The sequence below is a fragment of the Streptomyces amritsarensis genome (assembly GCF_001953875.1).
Lineage (GTDB): Bacteria > Actinomycetota > Actinomycetes > Streptomycetales > Streptomycetaceae > Streptomyces > Streptomyces amritsarensis.
This window is the reverse complement of sequence record NZ_MQUR01000090.1, coordinates 1-18,526: the sequence shown is the minus strand read 5'-3', so window position 1 is coordinate 18,526 and position 18,526 is coordinate 1. Positions and strand designations below refer to the sequence as shown.

At 73.1% G+C, this 18,526-nt stretch carries 16 protein-coding genes; 12 read left to right on the top strand and 4 right to left on the bottom strand.

Features of this window, described 5'->3' with window-relative positions; all coding sequences use genetic code 11:
* Positions 1–68: 68 nt before the first annotated feature.
* Positions 69–1,397 (bottom strand): homogentisate 1,2-dioxygenase, encoded by a 1,329-nt coding sequence (gene hmgA / locus AVW11_RS28710; protein ID WP_076046467.1) that lies wholly within the window; start codon positions 1,395–1,397, stop codon positions 69–71.
* 217 nt (positions 1,398–1,614) lie between these two features.
* On the opposite strand from hmgA, the gene AVW11_RS28705 reads away from it, so the two are divergent.
* The 8 genes from AVW11_RS28705 to AVW11_RS28670 all read left to right on the top strand — a co-directional run bounded on the left by AVW11_RS28705 (position 1,615) and on the right by AVW11_RS28670 (position 13,914).
* Positions 1,615–3,771: a right-handed parallel beta-helix repeat-containing protein gene (locus AVW11_RS28705; protein WP_076046466.1), complete on the top strand. Its 2,157-nt coding sequence runs from the start codon at positions 1,615–1,617 to the stop codon at positions 3,769–3,771.
* Positions 3,768–4,940: a cupredoxin domain-containing protein gene (locus AVW11_RS28700; RefSeq protein WP_420856413.1), complete on the top strand. Its 1,173-nt coding sequence runs from the start codon at positions 3,768–3,770 to the stop codon at positions 4,938–4,940. The genes AVW11_RS28705 and AVW11_RS28700 overlap by 4 nt, the downstream gene beginning before the upstream one ends.
* 109 nt (positions 4,941–5,049) lie before the next feature.
* Entirely contained in the window at positions 5,050–6,423 is a 1,374-nt protein-coding gene (locus AVW11_RS28695; RefSeq protein WP_420856412.1) for a hypothetical protein, read from the top strand.
* A 35-nt stretch (positions 6,424–6,458) separates the two neighbouring features.
* A complete protein-coding gene (locus tag AVW11_RS28690; RefSeq protein WP_060180013.1) occupies positions 6,459–7,079 on the top strand; it encodes a TetR/AcrR family transcriptional regulator in 621 nt (206 codons plus the stop codon).
* A 350-nt stretch (positions 7,080–7,429) separates the two neighbouring features.
* Positions 7,430–9,628 (top strand): molybdopterin-dependent oxidoreductase, encoded by a 2,199-nt coding sequence (locus AVW11_RS28685; RefSeq protein ID WP_076046465.1) that lies wholly within the window; start codon positions 7,430–7,432, stop codon positions 9,626–9,628.
* 73 nt (positions 9,629–9,701) lie between these two features.
* Entirely contained in the window at positions 9,702–11,249 is a 1,548-nt protein-coding gene (locus tag AVW11_RS28680; RefSeq protein ID WP_076046464.1) for a CitMHS family transporter, read from the top strand.
* A 96-nt stretch (positions 11,250–11,345) separates the two neighbouring features.
* Positions 11,346–12,758, top strand: a complete 1,413-nt coding sequence (locus AVW11_RS28675; protein WP_030853218.1) for an aldehyde dehydrogenase family protein — start codon at positions 11,346–11,348, stop codon at positions 12,756–12,758.
* A gap of 76 nt (positions 12,759–12,834) precedes the next feature.
* Positions 12,835–13,914, top strand: coding sequence for a Zn-dependent alcohol dehydrogenase (locus AVW11_RS28670; protein WP_076046463.1), 1,080 nt, complete (start codon positions 12,835–12,837; stop codon positions 13,912–13,914).
* 184 nt (positions 13,915–14,098) lie between these two features.
* Here the strand turns inward: AVW11_RS28670 and AVW11_RS28665 are convergent, their stop codons facing one another.
* A complete protein-coding gene (locus AVW11_RS28665; protein ID WP_030853212.1) occupies positions 14,099–14,758 on the bottom strand; it encodes a TetR/AcrR family transcriptional regulator in 660 nt (219 codons plus the stop codon).
* A 102-nt stretch (positions 14,759–14,860) separates the two neighbouring features.
* Here AVW11_RS28665 and AVW11_RS28660 point away from each other — a divergent pair, with 102 nt between their 5' ends.
* The 3 genes from AVW11_RS28660 (at position 14,861) to AVW11_RS28650 (ending at position 17,090) form a co-directional block, all read left to right on the top strand.
* The gene (locus AVW11_RS28660) at positions 14,861–16,012 is read left to right on the top strand and encodes an acyl-CoA dehydrogenase family protein (protein ID WP_030853209.1); all 1,152 of its coding nucleotides are present in this window, start codon (positions 14,861–14,863) and stop codon (positions 16,010–16,012) included.
* A 59-nt stretch (positions 16,013–16,071) separates the two neighbouring features.
* Positions 16,072–16,359 (top strand): YiaA/YiaB family inner membrane protein, encoded by a 288-nt coding sequence (locus AVW11_RS28655; protein WP_030661476.1) that lies wholly within the window; start codon positions 16,072–16,074, stop codon positions 16,357–16,359.
* Positions 16,360–16,454: 95 nt separating this feature from the next.
* On the top strand, positions 16,455–17,090 hold the full coding sequence (locus tag AVW11_RS28650) for a TetR/AcrR family transcriptional regulator (RefSeq protein WP_076046462.1): 636 nt from the start codon (positions 16,455–16,457) through the stop codon (positions 17,088–17,090).
* Here AVW11_RS28650 and AVW11_RS28645 read toward each other — a convergent pair.
* Complete coding sequence (locus AVW11_RS28645) at positions 17,081–17,542, bottom strand: MaoC family dehydratase (RefSeq protein ID WP_030853203.1); 462 nt, start codon at positions 17,540–17,542, stop codon at positions 17,081–17,083. The two genes, AVW11_RS28650 and AVW11_RS28645, sit on opposite strands and share 10 nt — an antisense overlap.
* Positions 17,543–17,647: 105 nt before the next feature.
* Here AVW11_RS28645 and soxR point away from each other — a divergent pair, with 105 nt between their 5' ends.
* Positions 17,648–18,091 (top strand): redox-sensitive transcriptional activator SoxR, encoded by a 444-nt coding sequence (gene soxR, locus AVW11_RS28640; protein ID WP_030853200.1) that lies wholly within the window; start codon positions 17,648–17,650, stop codon positions 18,089–18,091.
* A 13-nt stretch (positions 18,092–18,104) separates the two neighbouring features.
* Here the strand turns inward: soxR and AVW11_RS28635 are convergent.
* Positions 18,105–18,526: 3-keto-5-aminohexanoate cleavage protein (locus AVW11_RS28635; protein ID WP_143568918.1), on the bottom strand; the 422-nt coding region annotated here is incomplete at its 5' end.

The following is an 18,526-nucleotide window of genomic DNA, read 5'->3' as shown; positions in this document are numbered from 1 at the left end:
GGGGCTGGACGGGGCTGGAGCGGCTGGACAGCGCTGACGTGCGGCGCATGCAGGGTATGCAGTGCAGGTCAGGCGCGGAAGTGGCGCTGCAGACCCTGCCACACGTCGTCGTACCCGCGCTGGAGGTGATCCGCGCCGGCCGCCTGGGCGGTGGCGGTGATCGGCCAGCGGGTCTCGAACATGAAGGCCAGGCCGTCGTCGATCTTCTGCGGCTTCAGCTCGGCGGCGCTGGCCTTGTCGAAGGTCTCGTGGTCGGGGCCGTGCGCGGACATCATGTTGTGGAGCGAGCCGCCGCCGGGGACGAAGCCCTCCGCCTTGGCGTCGTAGGCGCCCTCGATCAGGCCCATGTACTCGCTCATCACATTGCGGTGGAAGTACGGCGGACGGAAGGTGTCCTCGCCGACCAGCCAGCGCGGTGCGAAGACCACGAAGTCGACGCCCGCCAGCCCCGGGGTGTCCGAGGGGGAGGTCAGGACGGTGAAGATCGACGGGTCCGGGTGGTCGTAGCTGATCGTCCCCAGGACGTTGAAGCGGCGCAGGTCGTAGACGTAGGGGACGTGCGTGCCGTACCAGGCGACCACGTCGAGCGGGGAGTGGCCGTAGGTGGCCGACCAGAGGTTCCCGCAGAACTTGTTGATCACTTCGGTGGGGCGCTCGACGTCCTCGTACGCGGCCACCGGGGCGCGGAAGTCGCGGGCGGCGGCGAGGCCGTTGGCGCCGATCGGGCCGAGGTCCGGGAGCACGAAGGGCTGGCCGTAGTTCTCGCAGACGTAGCCGCGGGCGTCGGCGTCCAGCAGCTCGACGCGGAAGCGGACGCCCCGCGGGATGAGCGCGACCTCGCCCGGGCGGGCGGAGAGCAGGCCCAGCTCGGTGCGCAGGAGCAGGCCGCCGCGCTCGGGGACGATCAGCAGCTCGCCGTCGGAGTCGCTGAAGACGCGGTCCGTCATCGACGCGTTGGCGGCGTAGAGGTGGACGGCCATGCCGGTGCGCTGGGCCGCGTCGCCGTTGCCGCCGAGGGTCCACAGGCCGGCCAGGAAGTCGGTGCCGGGGGCCGGATCGGGCAGCGGGTTCCAGCGCAGCCGGTTGGGGTCCGCGGGCGCCTCGGTGAAGGGGGCGGTGCGCAGGGCGCCGTTGTCGATCCGGGTGAAGGGCGGGTGCGCGGCCGAGGGGCGGATCCGGTAGAGCCAGGAGCGGCGGTTGTGGCTGCGGGGCTCGGTGAAGGCGCTGCCGCTGAGCTGCTCGGCGTAGAGGCCGAGGGGGGCGCGCTGGGGCGAGTTCCGGCCGAGCGGCAGTGCGCCGGGGACGGCCTCGGAGCTGTGTTCGTTGCCGAAGCCGGCGAGGTACTCCAGTGCCTCGGCCGTCTTCCTGGCCTGCTCGCTGCCGGACTGCTCGCTCATGTGCTGCTCCCGCTCCGTCGAAGGAATCCTATGGTCGACAGTAGGATTCCGCGGGCCGCACGTCAACGGCGTCCTGGCGGCATCCGCCGGATGCGCGCCGGCGGGGTGGGAGGAAACGGAAGGATCCGGGAGGAAGCTCCACGGGGCGGCCGGGCGGCGACGGGGATTCGCTCCCGGGGGGATCACAAAAGATGAACATTGCTCTACTCTCACGCGCATGTCGTGGACCCGCAGGTTCCCTGCCGTGCCGGCGGCGCTCCTCGCCGCCCTCCTCGCCCTCCTGTCCCTCCTCGCCGCCGCGCCCGCCGCCCGCGCGCACGAAGAACGCCCGGTCACCTTCCCCGACGGATCCGGATCCGTGCCGGAGTACCGCAGGGCCGACCCCGACCTCATCGTCTGCAAGACGGACCGGCCGGCCTTCGAACGCCGGATATCCGCCTTCCCCGAGGAACTCAGGCAGCGCAACCTCGCCCTGTACGAGCGCTGCGAGAAGAGCGGCTACCGCCACCTCCAGGAAGCCGTCGACGCCGTGGACCGCCCCGGCATGAACATCGCGATCCTCCCCGGCCTCTACGAGGAGGAGCCCTCACTGCCCAAGCCGACGGGCGAGTGCGCCGCGCTCAAGGCGCCCGACTCCGCGCTCGGCTACCAGATCCTGTCGTACGAGCAGCAGGTGCAGTGCCGGCACAACCAGAACCTCGTCGCCATCCTCGGCAAGAAGAACCTGCAGATCGAGGGCACCGGCGCCTCCCGCCTGGACGTGGTGGTCGACGCCAAGTACCAGAAGCTGAACGCCATCCGCGCCGACAAGTCGGACGGCGTCTACTTCCGCAACTTCACCGCCCAGCGCACCACCTTCAACTCGCTGTACGTCCTCGCCGCCGACGGCTTCGTCATCGACGACGTGCTCACCCGGTGGAACGACGAGTACGGCTTCCTGACCTTCGCCAGCGACCACGGGCTCTACAAGAACTGCGAGTCCTACGGGAACGGCGACTCCGGCATCTACCCCGGCAGCGCCTCCAACATCAACGACGGCCGCGGCTACGAGGTCCCCCGCTACTCCATCGAGATCACCGGCTGCCGCAGCCACCACAACATGGTCGGCTACTCCGGCACCGCGGGCGACTCGGTGTGGGTCCACGACAACGAGTTCGACCAGAACATGGGCGGCGCCTCGATGGACAGCGCCTTCCCCGGCCACCCCGGACTCCCCCAGAACCACGCCAAGTTCGAGCGGAACCTGATCCACGACAACAACCAGGACTACTACCGCCACGTCGCCGACGGGACCTGCGCCAAACCGCCGATCGAGCGCGGCTACGAGCGCGGCGTCGTCTGCCCGCAGATCTCCATGCCGCCCGGCACCGGCATCATCACCGCCGGCGGCAACTGGAACCTCTACGAGGGCAACTGGGTGTACGGGCACCAGCGCGCGGGCTTCTTCCTCAGCGCGGTCCCCGCCTTCATCCGCGGTGAGGAGGCCTGGTCGAAGCAGACGGACACCTCCCACCACAACCGCTACGCCGACAACATCCTCGGCAAGGACAAGTCCGGCGCCTCCCGCCCCAACGGCATGGACGTCTGGTGGGACGGCCAGGGCCGCGGCAACTGCTGGCAGGACGGACCCGACGGGTCCACCCCCGGCACGGTCCCGCGGTGCGGCGAGCGACGGGGCGACGTCACGGGGGCGTCGGCCCGCCTGGTCGGCGAGCCGGTCAAGCTGGTCCAGCTCCTCGTCTGCGCCGACTACAACGTCCAGGCGCGCAAACTGCCGGCCGGCTGCGACTGGTACGGCGCGCGCGGACTGGAGCGGGTGGAGACCCAGCTCGCCCTGGCCGTGGCCGCGGTGCTGCTGCTCGTCGGCGGGGTCCTGTGGTGGCGGCGCCTGCGCGGCTCCCGCCTGGGCACGGCCGCCACGCTGGCCGGTCTGGCCGGCCTGGCCCTCGACGTGGCCGGCTCCACCATGGCGCTGACCGCCACCTTCGTCCCGGCCCTCGCCCTGCTGCTGCTCGGCCTGTGGTGGACCGGAGCTGGCCTGGTGCTGCGCCCCACCCGCCCCTGGCTGGCGCGGCTGACCCTGCTGCTGGCCGGGCTGACCCTGCTGGACGCCTTCGACAAGGCGGTCCTGATGATCCCCTGGACCCCGCTGAGCCCCGCCTGGGCACGCGCCCTGGTGGCCGTGGTCTGGGTCCTGTGGGCCGTCGTCGCCTCGGCCCGGCCGGGCGCCGCCCCGGCCCGCCCGGCCGGACCGGACGACGCCCCGGACGGCGACAGCGCCCCGGCCCCCACCCCACGCGAAGCCCGGACAGCCGAGCCGGCCGAGGCGGCTCCGGATACCCGGGCCCCCCGAGCCGCAGGAGGCCAGGCATGACCGAGCGGGGCGAAAACCGCCCGGCCACCCGCCCCGAAGCCCACCCCCGGGACGACACCCACGCCCGCCCCGAAGCCCGCCCAGGCACGCGGCCTGACGGCCGGTCGGAAAACGAGCCCGGCCGGCCCGACGCCCGCCTGGGCGCCCGGTCCGCCGGTCGACCCGAAGACAGGCCCGGCGCGCGGCTCGATGGCCGGGCCGACGACGGGAGGGGTGGAGGGAGCCGCTGCGGCGCCTGCCGTACGCCGCCGTCCCGTGTCGCCGGGACGCCCCGCGCGGCGCGCGGGCACCGGCGCACCGCCCACACCGCCCGCACCGCGCGAGCCACCCGTACCGCGGCCCTGCTCGCCCTCGCCCTGCTCCTCGCGGGCGGCGCGGCGGCGGGCTGCGGCGGGCGGGCCACCACCCACCACAAGCCCGGCACCAGCCACGAGCAGGCCTCCGGCAGCGTCGGCACCCTGCTCGCCACCGTCGACGCCTCCGGCCACAAGCTCCGCGAAGTCCCGGCCGAGGGAGCTCCGGAGGTACGACTGGCCCTCCGCCCCGACTCCGAGGACGGTTGGAACCTCCAGCTGAGCGTGGAGAACTTCCGCTTCACACCCGACAGCACCGGCGGCGCCGCCCTCCCGGGCGCAGGCCATGCCCACCTGGAACTCGACGGGCGCAAGATCGCCAGGCTGTACGGCCCCTGGTTCCACCTGCCCGCCGCGCAGGTCCCCGAAGGCGCGCACACCCTGACGGTCCGCCTCTACGCGGACGACCACACCTCCTGGGCGGTCTCCGGCAAGCCCGTCGAGGGCGCGGCGCAGCTCACCGTGCCCGCGCCGGGTGCGTCCGGCGGCGGCCACAGCCACGGCGATACCTCGCCGCAGCCGCCGCAGTCACCGCCCCCGGGTCAGGGACAGGCGGACCGCACCGTCACCATCACCGTCCGGGACGGCAAGGTCAGCCCCGCCCCCGCCCGCACCGAACTCCGGCGCGGCGAACGCGTCGTCCTACGCGTCACCAGCGACCGCGCGGACACCCTGCACGTACACGGCTACGACAAGGAACTCGCCCTGCCGGCAGGCCAGGAGGCCACCCTGATCCTGACGGCCGACCGCACGGGCCTCTTCGAGGTCGAAACCCACGAGTCCGGCCTCGTCCTGACCCAACTCCTCGTCCGATGACGGCCCGCCACGCTCCACCCACCGAAGTCTCGGCCCAGCCGTCCGGGCTCGGGCCCGAGCCCGGGACGCAAGGCCGATCCCTCGGCGGCACGCGGTGCCAGGGGTGCCGATGGTGAGCACGAGCCCACTGGTCCAGGCCCACGGCCACGGACACGGTCACGGTTACGGCCAGGGCGTGGTCCTTCACCCGGCCGAACCGTTCACCGCGCTCGCGCACGGCATCGGATCCCAGCACGATCTGCCGATCTCTCCCTTCTACGCCTTCGCCGGAGCCTTCGCCGCGCTGTTCGTCTCCTTCCTCGCACTCGGCCTGCTCTGGTCCACCTCCCGCTTCCGCGGAGAGCACTCGGGCCTCGCCCTGCCCGCCGCCCTCCAGCGGGCGGCCGACGCGCCGGCCACCCGAACCACCCTGCGCGGGCTCGGACTCGCCGCCGCGCTCGTCGTCCTGCTGCACCTCCTCCTCGGTCCCGACGACCCCGCGCGCAACCCCGCCCCCGGCGCCGTCTACGTCCTCTTCTGGGTCGGACTCGTGCCCGCCTCCCTCCTCCTCGGCCCCGTCTGGCGCCTGCTCAACCCGCTGCGCACCCTGCACCGACTGCTCGCCCGCGCCCTGCGCCGCCGCTCCGCCACCGCCCACCACCCCCTTCCCGTCCGGCTGGGGCTGTGGCCCGCCGCCGCCGGCCTGTTCGGCTTCACCTGGCTCGAACTCGTCTCTCCCGATCCCGCATCCACCACCACCCTCCTGATCGCGCTCGCCGCCTACACCACCGCCCAGCTGCTGCTCGCCGCCCGCTTCGGCGAGAGCTGGTTCGCCGACGGGGACGCCTTCGAGGCGTACTCCGCCCTCCTCGCCCGTCTCTCCCCCCTCGGCCGCCGCAGCGACGGCCGCCTCGTTGTCCGCAACCCCTTCCACGGACTCGACGCGACGCCCGAGCGGCCCGGACTCGTCGCCACGGTCTGCGTCCTGCTCGGCTCCACCGCCTACGACGGCTTCTCCGACCGCCCCTCGTGGATCAACACCCTCCAGACCTCCCCCCTCGGCCGCACCCCCACGGCCACCCTCGGACTGCTCGGCTCCATCGCCCTCGTCGCCACCCTCTACTGCCTGTGCGCCGCAGCCACCCGCCTCGTCAGCGGCCCGCACCCCGGCCCGCTGACCGCCTTCGCGCACTCACTGGTCCCCATCGCTCTCGGCTATCTCACCGCCCACTACTTCTCCCTCCTGGTAGTCGAAGGGCCACGCACAGTCATCATGGCAGTCGGCACTGACAACGCCTCCGAACCCGCTCCACCGCTGGGCCCCGGCGGCCTCGCCGCCCTCCAGGTCATCGCCGTCGTCACCGGCCACGTCCTCGGCGTCATCGCCGCCCACGACCGCTCCGTACGCCTCTTCCCGCCCGCGAAAGCGGTGGCCGGACAGCTGCCGCTGCTCACCCTGATGATCATCTACACGATCGGGGGACTCAGCCTCCTGCTGAACTGAGGCCCCCGCCGGACCCGGAAGCGAGGAGCGGCATGATGGACCCCGTGCCTCCCGCCCCCTCCCTGCGCCGTACGCCGATCCAGCAGCGCAGCGCCGACCGGCTCGCCCGGATCCTCGACGCCTGCGCCGAACTGCTGGACGAGACCGGGTACGAGAACCTCAGCACCCGCGCCGTCGCCCTGCGCGCCGGCGTGCCGATCGGATCCGTCTACCGCTTCTTCGGCAACAAACGGGCCATGGCCATCGCCCTCGCCCACCGCAACCTGGACCGATACGTCGACGGCATCGCGGACCGCCTCGACCGCCTCCCGGCCACCCACTGGCGGCCGGTCGTGGACGCCGTACTGGACGAGTACCTGGCGATGAAGCGCAGCGTGCCGGGCTTCGCCCTCGTCGACTTCGGCGTGCCCGCCCCGCCGACCGGTGACCCCGAGGCCGACCCCAACCACCAGGTCGCCGCCCGTCTGACCGAACTGCTCTCCGCCCACCTCGGTCTGACCTCCGATGCCAGGTTGGAGCGAGCCGTCCTCGTCGCCGTCGAGGCCACCGACGCGCTCATCCAACTGGCCTTCCGAACCGACCCGGCAGGGGATCCCGGCATCGTCGCCGAGACCCGCGCGATGATGCACGCCTACCTGGCCCGCGTACTGGACTGAGCCCCGCCTCGCAAACTCCGCGCTGCGCCCGCCCGCGTACGGCCGGCGCACCACCCCCCTGGGGCCCACCCGCGTCCGGCCGGCGCACCGCCCGGGCCCACCCGCATCCGGCCCGCGCACCGCCTGGGCCCGCCCGCATCCGGCCCGGGCCCGCCCGCAGTCCGCCCGCGTCCGGGCGCGCCCGCGTGTCCTGTGGCCCGCCCGCAGTCCGCCTGGCCCGGTCGCGTTTCCTCCTGTCCGCCACGTCCCGCGCGGACCGGTGTGGCGCACCCCTCGCCACCCGTGCCTACCGGTCGGTATGCTCAGGGCTCCCGCGTGTCCGTGCCGCAGCCTGCCGCCCTGGAGGGCCCATGCCCCGCACCGCCCTGCGCATCTGCCCCCTCTGCGAAGCCACCTGCGGCCTCACCCTCACCATCGAGGGCAGCGCGGTCACCGGCGCCCGCGGCGACCGTGACGACGTCTTCAGCCGCGGCTTCATCTGCCCCAAGGGCGCCGCCTTCGGGCAGATCGACGCCGACCCCGACCGCCTGCGCACCCCTCTCGTGCGCCGCGACGGACGGCTGCGGGAGGCCACCTGGGAAGAGGCCTACGACGCCGTCGCCGCCGCGGTGCCCGGCCTGGCCGGGCAGTACGGACCGCAGTCCGTCGGCGTGGTCCTCGGCAACCCGAACGTGCACACCATGGCCGGAGCCCTCTACCCGCCCCTGCTCCTGAAGACCCTCGGCACCCGCAACCTGTTCACCGCCAGCACCCTCGACCAGATGCCCAAGCACGTCTCCAGCGGATTCCTCTTCGGCGACCCCCTTGCCATCCCGGTCCCCGACCTCGACCGGACGGACTTCCTCCTGCTCCTGGGAGCCAACCCGGTCGAATCCAACGGCTCCCTGTGCACGGCCCCCGACTTCCCCGGCCGCCTCAAAGCCCTGCGCGCCCGCGGCGGCAGCCTCGTCGTCGTCGACCCGCGCCGCACCCGGACCGCCGCACTCGCCGACCGCCACCTCGCACCGCGCCCCGGCAGCGACGCGCTCCTGCTCGCCGCCCTCGCGCACACCCTGCTCGCCGAGAAGCTCGCCGCCCCCGGGACACTGGAGGAACACGTCGAAGGGCTCGGGGAACTCGGCGCCGCCCTCGGGAGTTTCACACCTGAGGCCGTCGCACCCGCCTGCGACCTCACGGCCGACGAGATCCGCAGCCTCGCCCGGGACCTCGCCGCCGCACCCACCGCCGCCGTCTACGGACGGATCGGCAGCTGCACCGTCGAGCACGGCACGCTCGCCAGCTGGCTCGTCGACGTACTGAACATCCTCACCGGCAACCTCGACCGGCCCGGCGGAGCCCTTTTCCCGCTCTCCGCCACCGACCGCGCCCCCCGGCCGGCCGGTCCCGGCAGGGGCTTCACGGTCGGCCGCTGGCACAGCCGGGTCGGCGGCCACCCCGAGGCCAAGAGCGAACTGCCCATCGCGGCTCTGGCCGAGGAGATCGAGACGCCGGGGGAGGGGCGGATTCGCACCCTGATCGCCATCGCCGCGAATCCCGTCCTCTCCGCACCCGACGGCGACCGCCTGGACCGGGCGCTGGCCGGCCTGGACTTCATGGTCTCGGTCGACCCGTACCTGAACGAGACCTCCCGGCACGCCCACGTCGTGCTGCCGCCGCCACCGCCCGCACAGAGCGCGCACTTCGACTTCGCGTTCAACGCCTTCGCCGTACGCAACCAGGCCCGCTACTCACCGCCCGCCGTCCCCCTGGAGGCGGGGCGGATGGGCGAATGCGAGATCCACGCGCGCCTGATCCTCGCGGTGTCGGGGCTGCACGGGGCCCCGCCCGGAGCCGTCGACGAACGCGTCATCGCGGACACCCTCGCCCGGGCCGCCGCCGACGCGCACTCCCCGCTCCACGGCACCGACCCGGCCGAGCAGGCCCGCCGGCTGACGGGTCGCAGCGGCCCGGAGAGGCGGTTGGACATGATGCTGCGCCTCGGGCCGTACGACCTCGGCCTCGACGACCTGCTGGCGGCGCCGCACGGCATCGACCTGGGCCCCCTGCGGCCCAGGCTGCCGCACGTGCTGAGGACGCGCAGCGGCAGGATCGAGCTGCTCCCGGACCCGATCGCGGCCGAGCTCCCCAGGCTGCGCGCGACGCTCGCCGACCGCCCCGCCGCCCTGGTGCTCGTGGGCCGCCGCCACCTGCGGTCCAACAACAGCTGGTTGCACAACGTGCCAGCCCTCATGGGAGGTTCCAACCGCTGCACCCTCCAGGTCCACCCGCAGGACGCGGCCCGCCTGGGCCTCACCGACGGCGGACGGGCCCGGGTCACCGCCGACGGCGGGAGCCTGGAGGTCCCCGTCGAGGTCACCGAGGCCGTCCGCACGGGAGTGGTGAGCCTCCCGCACGGCTGGGGCCACGACCGCGCCGGCGCCCGCCTGGGTGTCGCCTCCGCCACGCCCGGCGCCAACGTCAACCAGCTGCTCGACGGCACCCGGTTCGACCGGCTCTCCGGCACGGCCGTGCTCAACGCCTTCCCCGTCGAGCTGACGCCCCTGCCCTGAGCTGGGGTTTTGCTCGTATTGCTCACGCGTTGACGTCTTGTTGGCGAAAGGAGGCGGCACCTACCTTCCCCCCATGCTGACCTTCCTCGGCTTCGCCATGATCGCGACCTTCCTGGTCCTGATCATGATGAAGAAAATGTCGCCCATCGCGGCGCTCGTCCTCATCCCCGCACTGTTCTGCGTGTTCGCAGGAAAGGGCGCACACCTCGGCGACTACGTCATCGAAGGCGTCGGCAAGCTCGCACCGACTGCCGCCATGCTGATGTTCGCCATCGTCTACTTCGGCCTGATGATCGATGTCGGCCTCTTCGATCCGATCGTCCGGGGCATCCTGCGCTTCTGCAAGGCCGACCCGATGCGCGTCGTCGTCGGCACGGCGGTCCTCGCCGCGATCGTCTCGCTCGACGGCGACGGATCGACCACCTTCATGATCACGGTCTCGGCGATGTACCCGCTCTACAAGCGGCTCGGTCTCAGCCTGGTGGTCATGACCGGCGTCGCGGCCACGGCCAACGGCGTCATGAACACCCTGCCCTGGGGCGGTCCCACCGCCCGCGCCGCCACCGCGCTCAAGCTCGACGCCGGCGACATCTTCGTCCCGATGATCCCGGCCCTCGCGGTGGGGCTGCTGTTCGTGTTCGCCCTGGCGTATGTCCTCGGCCTGAGGGAACGCCGCCGCGTCGGAGCGCTCGCGCTCCCCGGCCGGAAGGCGCCCGAGGGCGCCGACGGCGTGGAGGGCGCGGGGGAGGAGCTGGTCGGGGCCGCCGCCGGAAGCGCCGCCCAGTCGGTCCCCGCCGAACCCGTGGCGTCGAGCGCGGCCGCCGCGAAGGCCCCGGCCGCCGGTTCCTCCTCCGGCCCCGCCCCCGCTTCGCCCTCAGGGTCCACCTCCCCTTCCACCTCCCCTTCCGCCTCTGATCCCGCCGCCACCGGCGCAGGCATCGCCACCGCCACCGGCGCCGGCTCCGACCCCGAGGACGGGTTCCAGGGCCTCGACCCCGACCGGCCGACCCTGCGCCCCCGCCTGTACTGGTTCAACGCCGGCCTCACCCTCGCCCTGCTCACCGCGATGATCATGGAGTGGCTGCCCATTCCGGTGCTGTTCCTGCTCGGCGCGGCCCTCGCCCTCACGGTCAACTTCCCGCACATGCCCGACCAGAAGGCCCGGATCGCGGCCCACGCCGACAACGTGCTGAACGTCGCCGGCATGGTCTTCGCCGCCGCCGTCTTCACCGGGGTCCTGACCGGCACCGGCATGGTCAAGCACATGGCCGACTGGCTGGTCGGCGCCATTCCCGAAGGCATGGGTCCGCACATGGCGCTGGTCACCGGCCTGCTCAGCCTGCCGCTGACCTACTTCATGTCCAACGACGGCTTCTACTTCGGGGTCCTGCCCGTCCTGGCGGAGGCCGGCGCCGCCCACGGGGTCTCCCCGCTCGAGATCGCCCGCGCCTCCCTCGTCGGCCAGGCGCTGCACATGTCGAGCCCGCTGGTTCCGGCCGTCTACGTCCTGGTCGGCATGGCCAAGGTCGAGTTCGGCGACCACACCCGCTTCACCGTGAAATGGGCGGCCCTCACCTCTCTCGTCGTCCTCGCGGCAGGGATGCTTTTCGGCATCATCTGACCCCGGCCGCCCATGGCCGAGAAAAACTACCGGCGCTAGTTTGTAGGGTGGCGGGGAGCTGGAACCACGCGCAGGCGCGTACTCGGGAGGAATGCCATGAAGGCCCAGGACGGGATGTACATCGACGGCGCGTGGCGGCCCGCCGTCGGAACCGGCCGGATCGATGTCGTCAACCCGGCCGACGGCCAGGTCATCGCCCACGTCCCGGCCGGCACCGAAGAGGACGTGGACGCGGCCGTACGCGCGGCCCGTGCGGCCCTGCCCGGCTGGTCGGCCACGCCCCCGGCAGAGCGGGCCGTCCTGATCGGTGCGCTCCGCGACGCGCTCCAGGCCCGCAAGGGCGAGCTGACCGAGACCGTCACCGCCGAACTCGGCGCCCCGCTCTCCTTCGCCAAGGCCGTCCACGTCGGCGCGTCGATCGCCGTGGTCTCCACCTACGTCGAACTCGCCGCCTCCTACGCCTTCGAGGAGCGCATCGGCAACTCGACCGTCCTGCTGGAGCCGGTCGGTGTGGTCGGGGCCATCACGCCGTGGAACTACCCGCTGTACCAGGTCGTTGCAAAGGTGGCACCCGCTCTCGCCGCCGGCTGCACCCTCGTCCTGAAGCCGGCGGAGGACACCCCGCTGACCGCACAGCTCTTCGCCGAGGCCGTGCACGAGGCGGGCATCCCGGCCGGAGTCTTCAACCTGGTGACCGGTACGGGCCCGGTCGCGGGCCAGGCCCTGGCCGCCCACGAGGAAGTCGACTTCGTGTCCTTCACCGGCTCGACCGCAGTCGGCAAGCAGGTCGGTGCCACGGCGGGCGCCGCCGTCAAGCGCGTCGCCCTCGAACTGGGCGGCAAGTCGGCGAACGTCATCCTGCCCGGCGCCGACCTGCCCAAGGCCGTCGCGGCGGGCGTCGGCCACGTCATGAACAACACCGGTCAGAGCTGCAACGCGCTCACCCGCATGCTCGTCCACCGGGACCAGTACGAGGAGGCCGTCTCGCTCGCGGTCGCCGCCGTCGCCGACCACCCCACCGGCGACCCCCGCACGGCGGGCACCCGCGTCGGGCCCGTCGTCAACGCCAAGCAGCACGAGCGTGTCCGCGGCTTCATCGCCAAGGGCGTGGAGGAGGGCGCACGCCTGGTCGCCGGCGGACCGGACGCGCCGTACGAGCAGGGGTATTTCGTCTCCCCGACCGTGTTCGCCGACGTCACCCCCGACATGACCATCGCCCAGGAGGAGATCTTCGGCCCGGTGCTGTCGATCCTCGCGTACGAGGACGAGGAGGATGCCCTGCGCATCGCCAACGGCACCGTCTACGGCCTGGGCGGCGCCGTCTGGGCCGCGGACGCGGAGACGGCCGCCGCCTTCGCGCGCCGCATGGACACCGGCCAGGTGGACATCAACGGCGGCCGCTACAACATCCTCGCCCCCTTCGGCGGCCACAAGCAGTCGGGCGTCGGCCGAGAGCTGGGCCCGCACGGCCTGGCCGAGTACCTCCAGACCAAATCCCTGCAGTTCTGACCCACAGCACCCCCCGCCATCCGTACGCTTCCGCCGCCCGCCCCCGCCCCACCACCGGAAAGTCGAGACGACGCCCATGGTCCGCGCCGCCATCCTCCCCGCCGTCGGAGCACCGCTGGAGGTAAGGGAGATCGTGCTGCCCGATCCCGGCCCCGGGCAGGTCCGCGTCAAGCTGGCCGCGGCCGGCGTCTGCCACTCCGACCTGTCGCTCACCGACGGCACCATGCGGGTGCCCGTGCCCGCCGTGCTCGGCCACGAGGGCGCGGGCACGGTCCTCGCCGTCGGTGACGGCGTCACCCACGTCGCCCCCGGCGACGGCGTCGTGCTCAACTGGGCGCCGTCCTGCGGGAAGTGCCACCACTGCACCATCGGCGAGGTCTGGCTCTGCGCGACCGCCCTCGCCGAGGTCGGGAACGTCTACGCGCACGACGCCGAGGGCGCCGCGCTGCACCCCGGGCTGAACGTGGCCGCGTTCGCCGAGGAGACCGTCGTCGCGGCCCGCTGTGTGCTGCCCGCGCCCGCGGGTATCCCGCTGACCGAGGCCGCCCTGCTCGGCTGCGCCGTCCTCACCGGCTATGGGGCCGTCCACCACAGTGCCCAGGTCCGCCCGGGCGAGTCGGTGGCCGTCTTCGGCGTCGGCGGCGTCGGGCTGGCCGCGCTCCAGGCCGCCCGGATCGCGCAGGCCGGGCCGATCGTCGCCGTCGACGTGTCACCCGCCAAGGAGGACCTGGCGCGCGCGGCCGGAGCCACCGAGTTCGTGCTCGCCTCCGACACCACCGCCAAGCAGATCCGTGCGCTCACCGGAGGGCAGGGCGCGGATGTCGCCGTCGAATGCGTCGGACGGGCCGAGACCATCCGCGGCGCCTGGGAGTCGACCCGCCGCGGCGGTCGGACCACGGTCGTCGGCATCGGCGGCAAGGACCAGCAGGTCACCTTCCACGCCCTGGAGATCTTCCACTTCGCCCGCACCCTCTCCGGCTGCGTCTATGGCAACAGCGACCCCGCCCGCGACCTCCCCGTCATCGCCGAACACGTCCGGGCCGGCCGCCTCGACCTGGGCGCCCTGGTGACCGACCGGATCACCCTCGACGACATCCCGGCGGCGTTCGACGCCATGCTCGCCGGCAAGGGCGGCCGCTCCCTCGTCATCTTCTAAGCCCGGCCCACGCCGGTCCGGTCCACGCCGGCCCACGCGGCCCGGCCCGGGCCATACAGGTCCGGACCCGTGCCGGACCGGCGTCGGGTTCCCTCTCCCGGGTCCCTCCTCCGGGTCCCTCTCCGAGGTCCCTCCGCCAGGTCCCGGCGCCGGGTGCGGGTGGGACTCGGCCGCCCTGGTCGCGTCAGCCGCCCCGGTTCGCGTGCGTCAGCGCCTCGTACTGGAGGGCCAGTCCGTCGAGCAGCGCCTCCAGGCCCGTCTCGAACGCGCCCTCGTCCACCTCGCGCTGCCGCTCGGCCAGCAGGTGGGCCTGGCCCAGGTGCGGGTAGTCCGCCGGATCGTAGGCCGTGCGGTCGTCGACGAAGCCCCGGGCGAAGGAGCCCACCGCCGAACCCAGGATGAAATACCGCATGAGCGCGCCGATCCGGGTCGCCTGCGCCGCCGGCCACCCGGCCTGCGTCATCGCGCCGAACACCGCGTCCGCCACCCGCAGCCCGGCCGGGCGGCGCCCGGGCCCGCGCGCGAGCACCGGCACGATGTTGGGATGGTCCGCCAGGGCGTCCCGGTAGGAGTGCGCCCACGCCCGCAGCGCTCCCCGCCAGTCCTGACCGCCGTCGAACATCGACAGGTCGACGCGTGAGCTCACCGCGTCCGCCACCGCGTCCAGGATCTCGTCCTTGGTGCGGAAGTGGTTGTAGAGCGAAGGCCCGCTGACGCCGAGCGCGGCCGCCAGCCGCCGGGTCGACACCGCCTCCAGGCCTTCCGCGTCGACCAGCGCCCCGGCCGCCTCGACGATGCGGTCCCGGCTGAGAAGGGGCTTGCGCGGTCTGGCCATGCGCCACATAGTAAAGCCTGCCCGCCAAAAACTACCGGTGCTAGTTAAATGGGCGCCGCAACCGGCCAATCTCGCCAACCCGCCACCCGCCAACCCCTGGAGGAGGTCCCGGTGAACCTGGAGCTGAGTGAGGAGCAGAGCGCCGTACGCCGGCTCGCCCGCGAGTTCGCCGAGCGCGAGATCGTCCCGTACGCCGCCGAGTGGGACCGGGCCGAAAGCGTGGACCGGGCCATCGTGAAGAAGCTGGGCGCGCTGGGATTCCTCGGCCTGACCGTTCCCGAGGAGTACGGCGGCTCCGGCGGCGACCACCTCTCCTACGTCCTCGTCACCGAGGAGCTCGGCCGCGGCGACTCCGCCGTGCGCGGCATCGTCTCCGTCTCCCTCGGCCTGGTCGCCAAGACCATCGCCGCCTGGGGCACGGAGGAGCACAAGCGCACCTGGCTGCCCCGACTGTGCTCCGGCGACGCGCTGGGCTGCTTCGGCCTGACCGAGCCCGGCACCGGATCCGACGCCGCGAACCTCACCACCCGCGCCGTACGCGAAGGGGACTCCTACGTCCTCCGCGGGACCAAGACGTTCATCAGCAACGGCACCTGGGCCGACGTCGTGCTGCTCTTCGCCCGCACCGGGGACGAGCCGGGCCACCGCGGCGTCTGCGCCTTCCTCGTCCCCACCGACACCCCCGGCCTCACGCGCCGCGAGATCCACGGCAAGCTCGGGCTGCGCGGCCAGGCCACCTCCGAACTCGTCCTCGACGGCGTCCGCGTGCCCGCTTCCGCGATGCTCGGCCCGGCGGGCAAGGGCTTCTCGGTGGCCATGTCCGCACTCGCCAAGGGCCGCATGTCCGTCGCCGCCGGCTGTGTCGGCATCGCACAGGCCGCACTGGAGGCGGCCGTCTCGTACGCCGCCCACCGCGAGCAGTTCGGCAAGCCGATCGCCCACCATCAGCTGGTCCAGGAGCTCATCGCCGACATCTCGGTCGACGTGGACGCGGCCCGGCTGCTGACCTGGCGCGTCGCCGACCTCATCGACCGCGGACAGCCCTTCGCCACCGAGTCCTCCACCGCCAAGCTCTTCGCCTCCGAGGCCGCCGTGCGCGCCGCCGGCAACGCCCTCCAGGTGCACGGCGGTTACGGCTACATCGACGAGTACCCGACCGGGAAGCTGCTCCGCGACGCCCGCGTGGCGACGCTGTACGAGGGCACCAGCCAGATCCAGAAACTGCTCATCGGCCGCGCCCGCACCGGGGTTTCCGCCTTCTGAGTACGCGTATGAGTACGCGCGCGGATGTGCTTCCCGGCAGCCCGCCCGATGCTCGACGCATGAACGAGACACCGGTCAAGCAGCAGAACACGGGTGCGTACTACGGACAGGCCGTCGCCTCCTTCGCCATCGCCCTCGTGGCCGTGGCTGTCGGGATCTACCGTCTCGAGGCCGACGGCTGGGTCCGCGCCTTCCTCGGGATCGCGGTCCTCTACCTCACCACCTCGGCCTTCACCCTCGCCAAGGTGATCCGCGACCGCCAGGAGGTCACGCAGATCGTCAGCAGGGTGGACCAGGCCAGGATGGAGAAGATCATGGCCGAGTACGACCCCTTCGCGCCGAAGTAGCCGCACGGGCCGGACGCCCCGACCGAGAACGCTAAGCGCTTGCTCACCCTCCCTGTAGGGTGTTCACTCCCGAACGGTGAAGAGGTGAGTGAGCGATGGACAGCGCGCAGGACGCGGCCGAGGGCTACCGGCCGTGGTCCGAGGTCACCCCGGACGCCGCACGGCGGCTGCTCGTCGCCGCCGTCGACGCCTTCGCCGAGCGCGGCTACCACGCCACCACCACCCGTGACATCGCGGGCCGCGCCGGTATGAGCCCGGCCGCGCTCTACATCCACTACAAGACCAAGGAAGAGCTGCTCCACCGGATCAGCCGGATCGGGCACGACAAGGCCCTCGACATCCTCACCACCGCCGCCGACGGCCCCGGCTGCGCCGCCGAGCGCCTCGACGCCGCCGTGCGGTCCTTCGTACGGTGGCACGCCGCGCACCACACCACCGCGCGTGTGGTCCAGTACGAGCTCGACGCCCTCGCCCCCGAGCACCGCTCCGAGATCGTGGCGCTGCGCCGGCAGAGCGACGCCGCCGTGCGCCGCATCCTCACCGAAGGGGTCGCGTCGGGGGAGTTCGACGTCCCCGACGTAGCGGGCACCACCCTCGCCGTGCTGTCGCTGTGCATCGACGTGGCCCGCTGGTTCAGTGCGGCCGGCCGGCGCACGCCCGACGAGGTCGGCGCGCTCTACGCCGACCTCGTGCTCCGCATGGTGGGCGCGCGGCCGCGCCCTCAGAAGTAGTAGCGGGACACCGACTCCGCCACGCACACCGGCTTCTCGCCGCCCTCGCGCTCGACCGTCACCGTGGCGGTGACCTGCACGCCGCCGCCCGCCTCCGCCACCTCCGTGATCACGGCGGTGGCGCGCAGCCGCGAGCCGACCGGCACCGTCGCCGGGAAACGCACCTTGTTCGTGCCGTAGTTGAGGCCCATCCGCATGCCCTCGACCCGCATGACCTGCGGCACCAGGCTGGGCAGCAGCGACAGCGTCAGATAGCCGTGCGCGATGGTGGAACCGAAGGGTCCGCTCGCGGCGCGCTCCGGGTCCACGTGGATCCACTGGTGGTCGCCGGTCGCGTCCGCGAAGAGGTCGATCCGCTTCTGGTCCACCTCCAGCCACCCGCTCGGGCCGAGCGGTTCGCCGATTCCGGCGTGCAGTTCCTCGGCGGACGTGAAGACCCTCGGCTCGGCCATGCCTGTTCCTGTCTCTCGCGGGACCACTGACGGACGAATAAGCGCTTGCTCAGCATGCTGGGACCCTCTGGGTATGTCAACGGACCTCCGGCTACCCTCGGCCGGGTGCCGCAGATTCCCGAGAAAGTCCACGAGCTCACCGTCGGCCAGCTGTCCGCCCGCAGCGGTGCCGCCGTCTCCGCGCTCCACTTCTACGAGACCAAGGGCCTGATCAGCAGCCGCCGCACGTCCGGCAACCAGCGCCGCTACACCCGTGACGCGCTGCGTCGGGTGGCCTTCGTACGCGCGGCCCAACGCGTGGGCATCCCGCTCGCCAGCATCCGTGAGGCACTGGCCCAGCTCCCCGAGGAGCGCACGCCGAACCGCGAGGACTGGGCCCGACTGTCCGAGGCCTGGCGCACCGAGCTCGACGAACGGATCAGCCGACTCGCCCGTCTGCGCGACCATCTGACGGACTGCATCGGCTGCGGCTGCCTCTCGATGGAGACCTGCGCCCTGTCCAACCCCGACGACGTCTTCGGCGAACGGCTCACCGGCTCACGGCTCTGAGGTGTCCGGCGGATCACGCCGGCCTGATCGCCGCGACGGCCGCGGAGCCGCAGGCCGGCTCCCCTCGCAGCAGCTCCCGGGCCGCCGCGACCAGTTCGGCGTTCGACCGCGCCGGCCGTCCGTCCGGCAGGTGCAGCACGTCCCCCACGCCGGTGCGCGCGGCCGCGCCGCACCGGGCGGCCAGCCGCAGCGCCGGCCAGGAGGCCCCGTCCCGCCCGAACAGCAGCACCGCCGCCGGCGGCAGCCCGCGCAGACCGGCCGGCAGGTCCGGCCCGGCCGCCGCTTCCTCCGCGGACCCTGCGGCGACCTCGGCCACCACCCGGACCCCGCCGCGGCCGCCGCCCGGCCTCCGTACCAGCCAGGCCCGCAGCCGCTCCAGCGGCTCCGGGCCGGCCGGGCCGCCCAGCGGCGCCGCCGCGTCCACCCGCACGCCCC

Excerpts from the sequence above, each read along its gene's own strand:
- hmgA (WP_076046467.1), bottom strand. The coding sequence starts at position 1,397 with ATGAGCGAGCAGTCCGGCAGCGAGCAGGCCAGGAAGACGGCCGAGGCA.
- AVW11_RS28705 (WP_076046466.1), top strand. The coding sequence starts at position 1,615 with ATGTCGTGGACCCGCAGGTTCCCTGCCGTGCCGGCGGCGCTCCTCGCC.
- AVW11_RS28680 (WP_076046464.1), top strand. The coding sequence starts at position 9,702 with ATGCTGACCTTCCTCGGCTTCGCCATGATCGCGACCTTCCTGGTCCTG.
- AVW11_RS28690 (WP_060180013.1), top strand. The coding sequence starts at position 6,459 with ATGGACCCCGTGCCTCCCGCCCCCTCCCTGCGCCGTACGCCGATCCAG.
- AVW11_RS28645 (WP_030853203.1), bottom strand. The coding sequence starts at position 17,542 with ATGGCCGAGCCGAGGGTCTTCACGTCCGCCGAGGAACTGCACGCCGGA.
- AVW11_RS28695 (WP_420856412.1), top strand. The coding sequence starts at position 5,050 with ATGGTGAGCACGAGCCCACTGGTCCAGGCCCACGGCCACGGACACGGT.
- AVW11_RS28665 (WP_030853212.1), bottom strand. The coding sequence starts at position 14,758 with ATGTGGCGCATGGCCAGACCGCGCAAGCCCCTTCTCAGCCGGGACCGC.
- AVW11_RS28650 (WP_076046462.1), top strand. The coding sequence starts at position 16,455 with ATGGACAGCGCGCAGGACGCGGCCGAGGGCTACCGGCCGTGGTCCGAG.
- AVW11_RS28685 (WP_076046465.1), top strand. The coding sequence starts at position 7,430 with ATGCCCCGCACCGCCCTGCGCATCTGCCCCCTCTGCGAAGCCACCTGC.
- AVW11_RS28655 (WP_030661476.1), top strand. The coding sequence starts at position 16,072 with ATGAACGAGACACCGGTCAAGCAGCAGAACACGGGTGCGTACTACGGA.
- AVW11_RS28675 (WP_030853218.1), top strand. The coding sequence starts at position 11,346 with ATGAAGGCCCAGGACGGGATGTACATCGACGGCGCGTGGCGGCCCGCC.
- AVW11_RS28670 (WP_076046463.1), top strand. The coding sequence starts at position 12,835 with ATGGTCCGCGCCGCCATCCTCCCCGCCGTCGGAGCACCGCTGGAGGTA.
- AVW11_RS28700 (WP_420856413.1), top strand. The coding sequence starts at position 3,768 with ATGACCGAGCGGGGCGAAAACCGCCCGGCCACCCGCCCCGAAGCCCAC.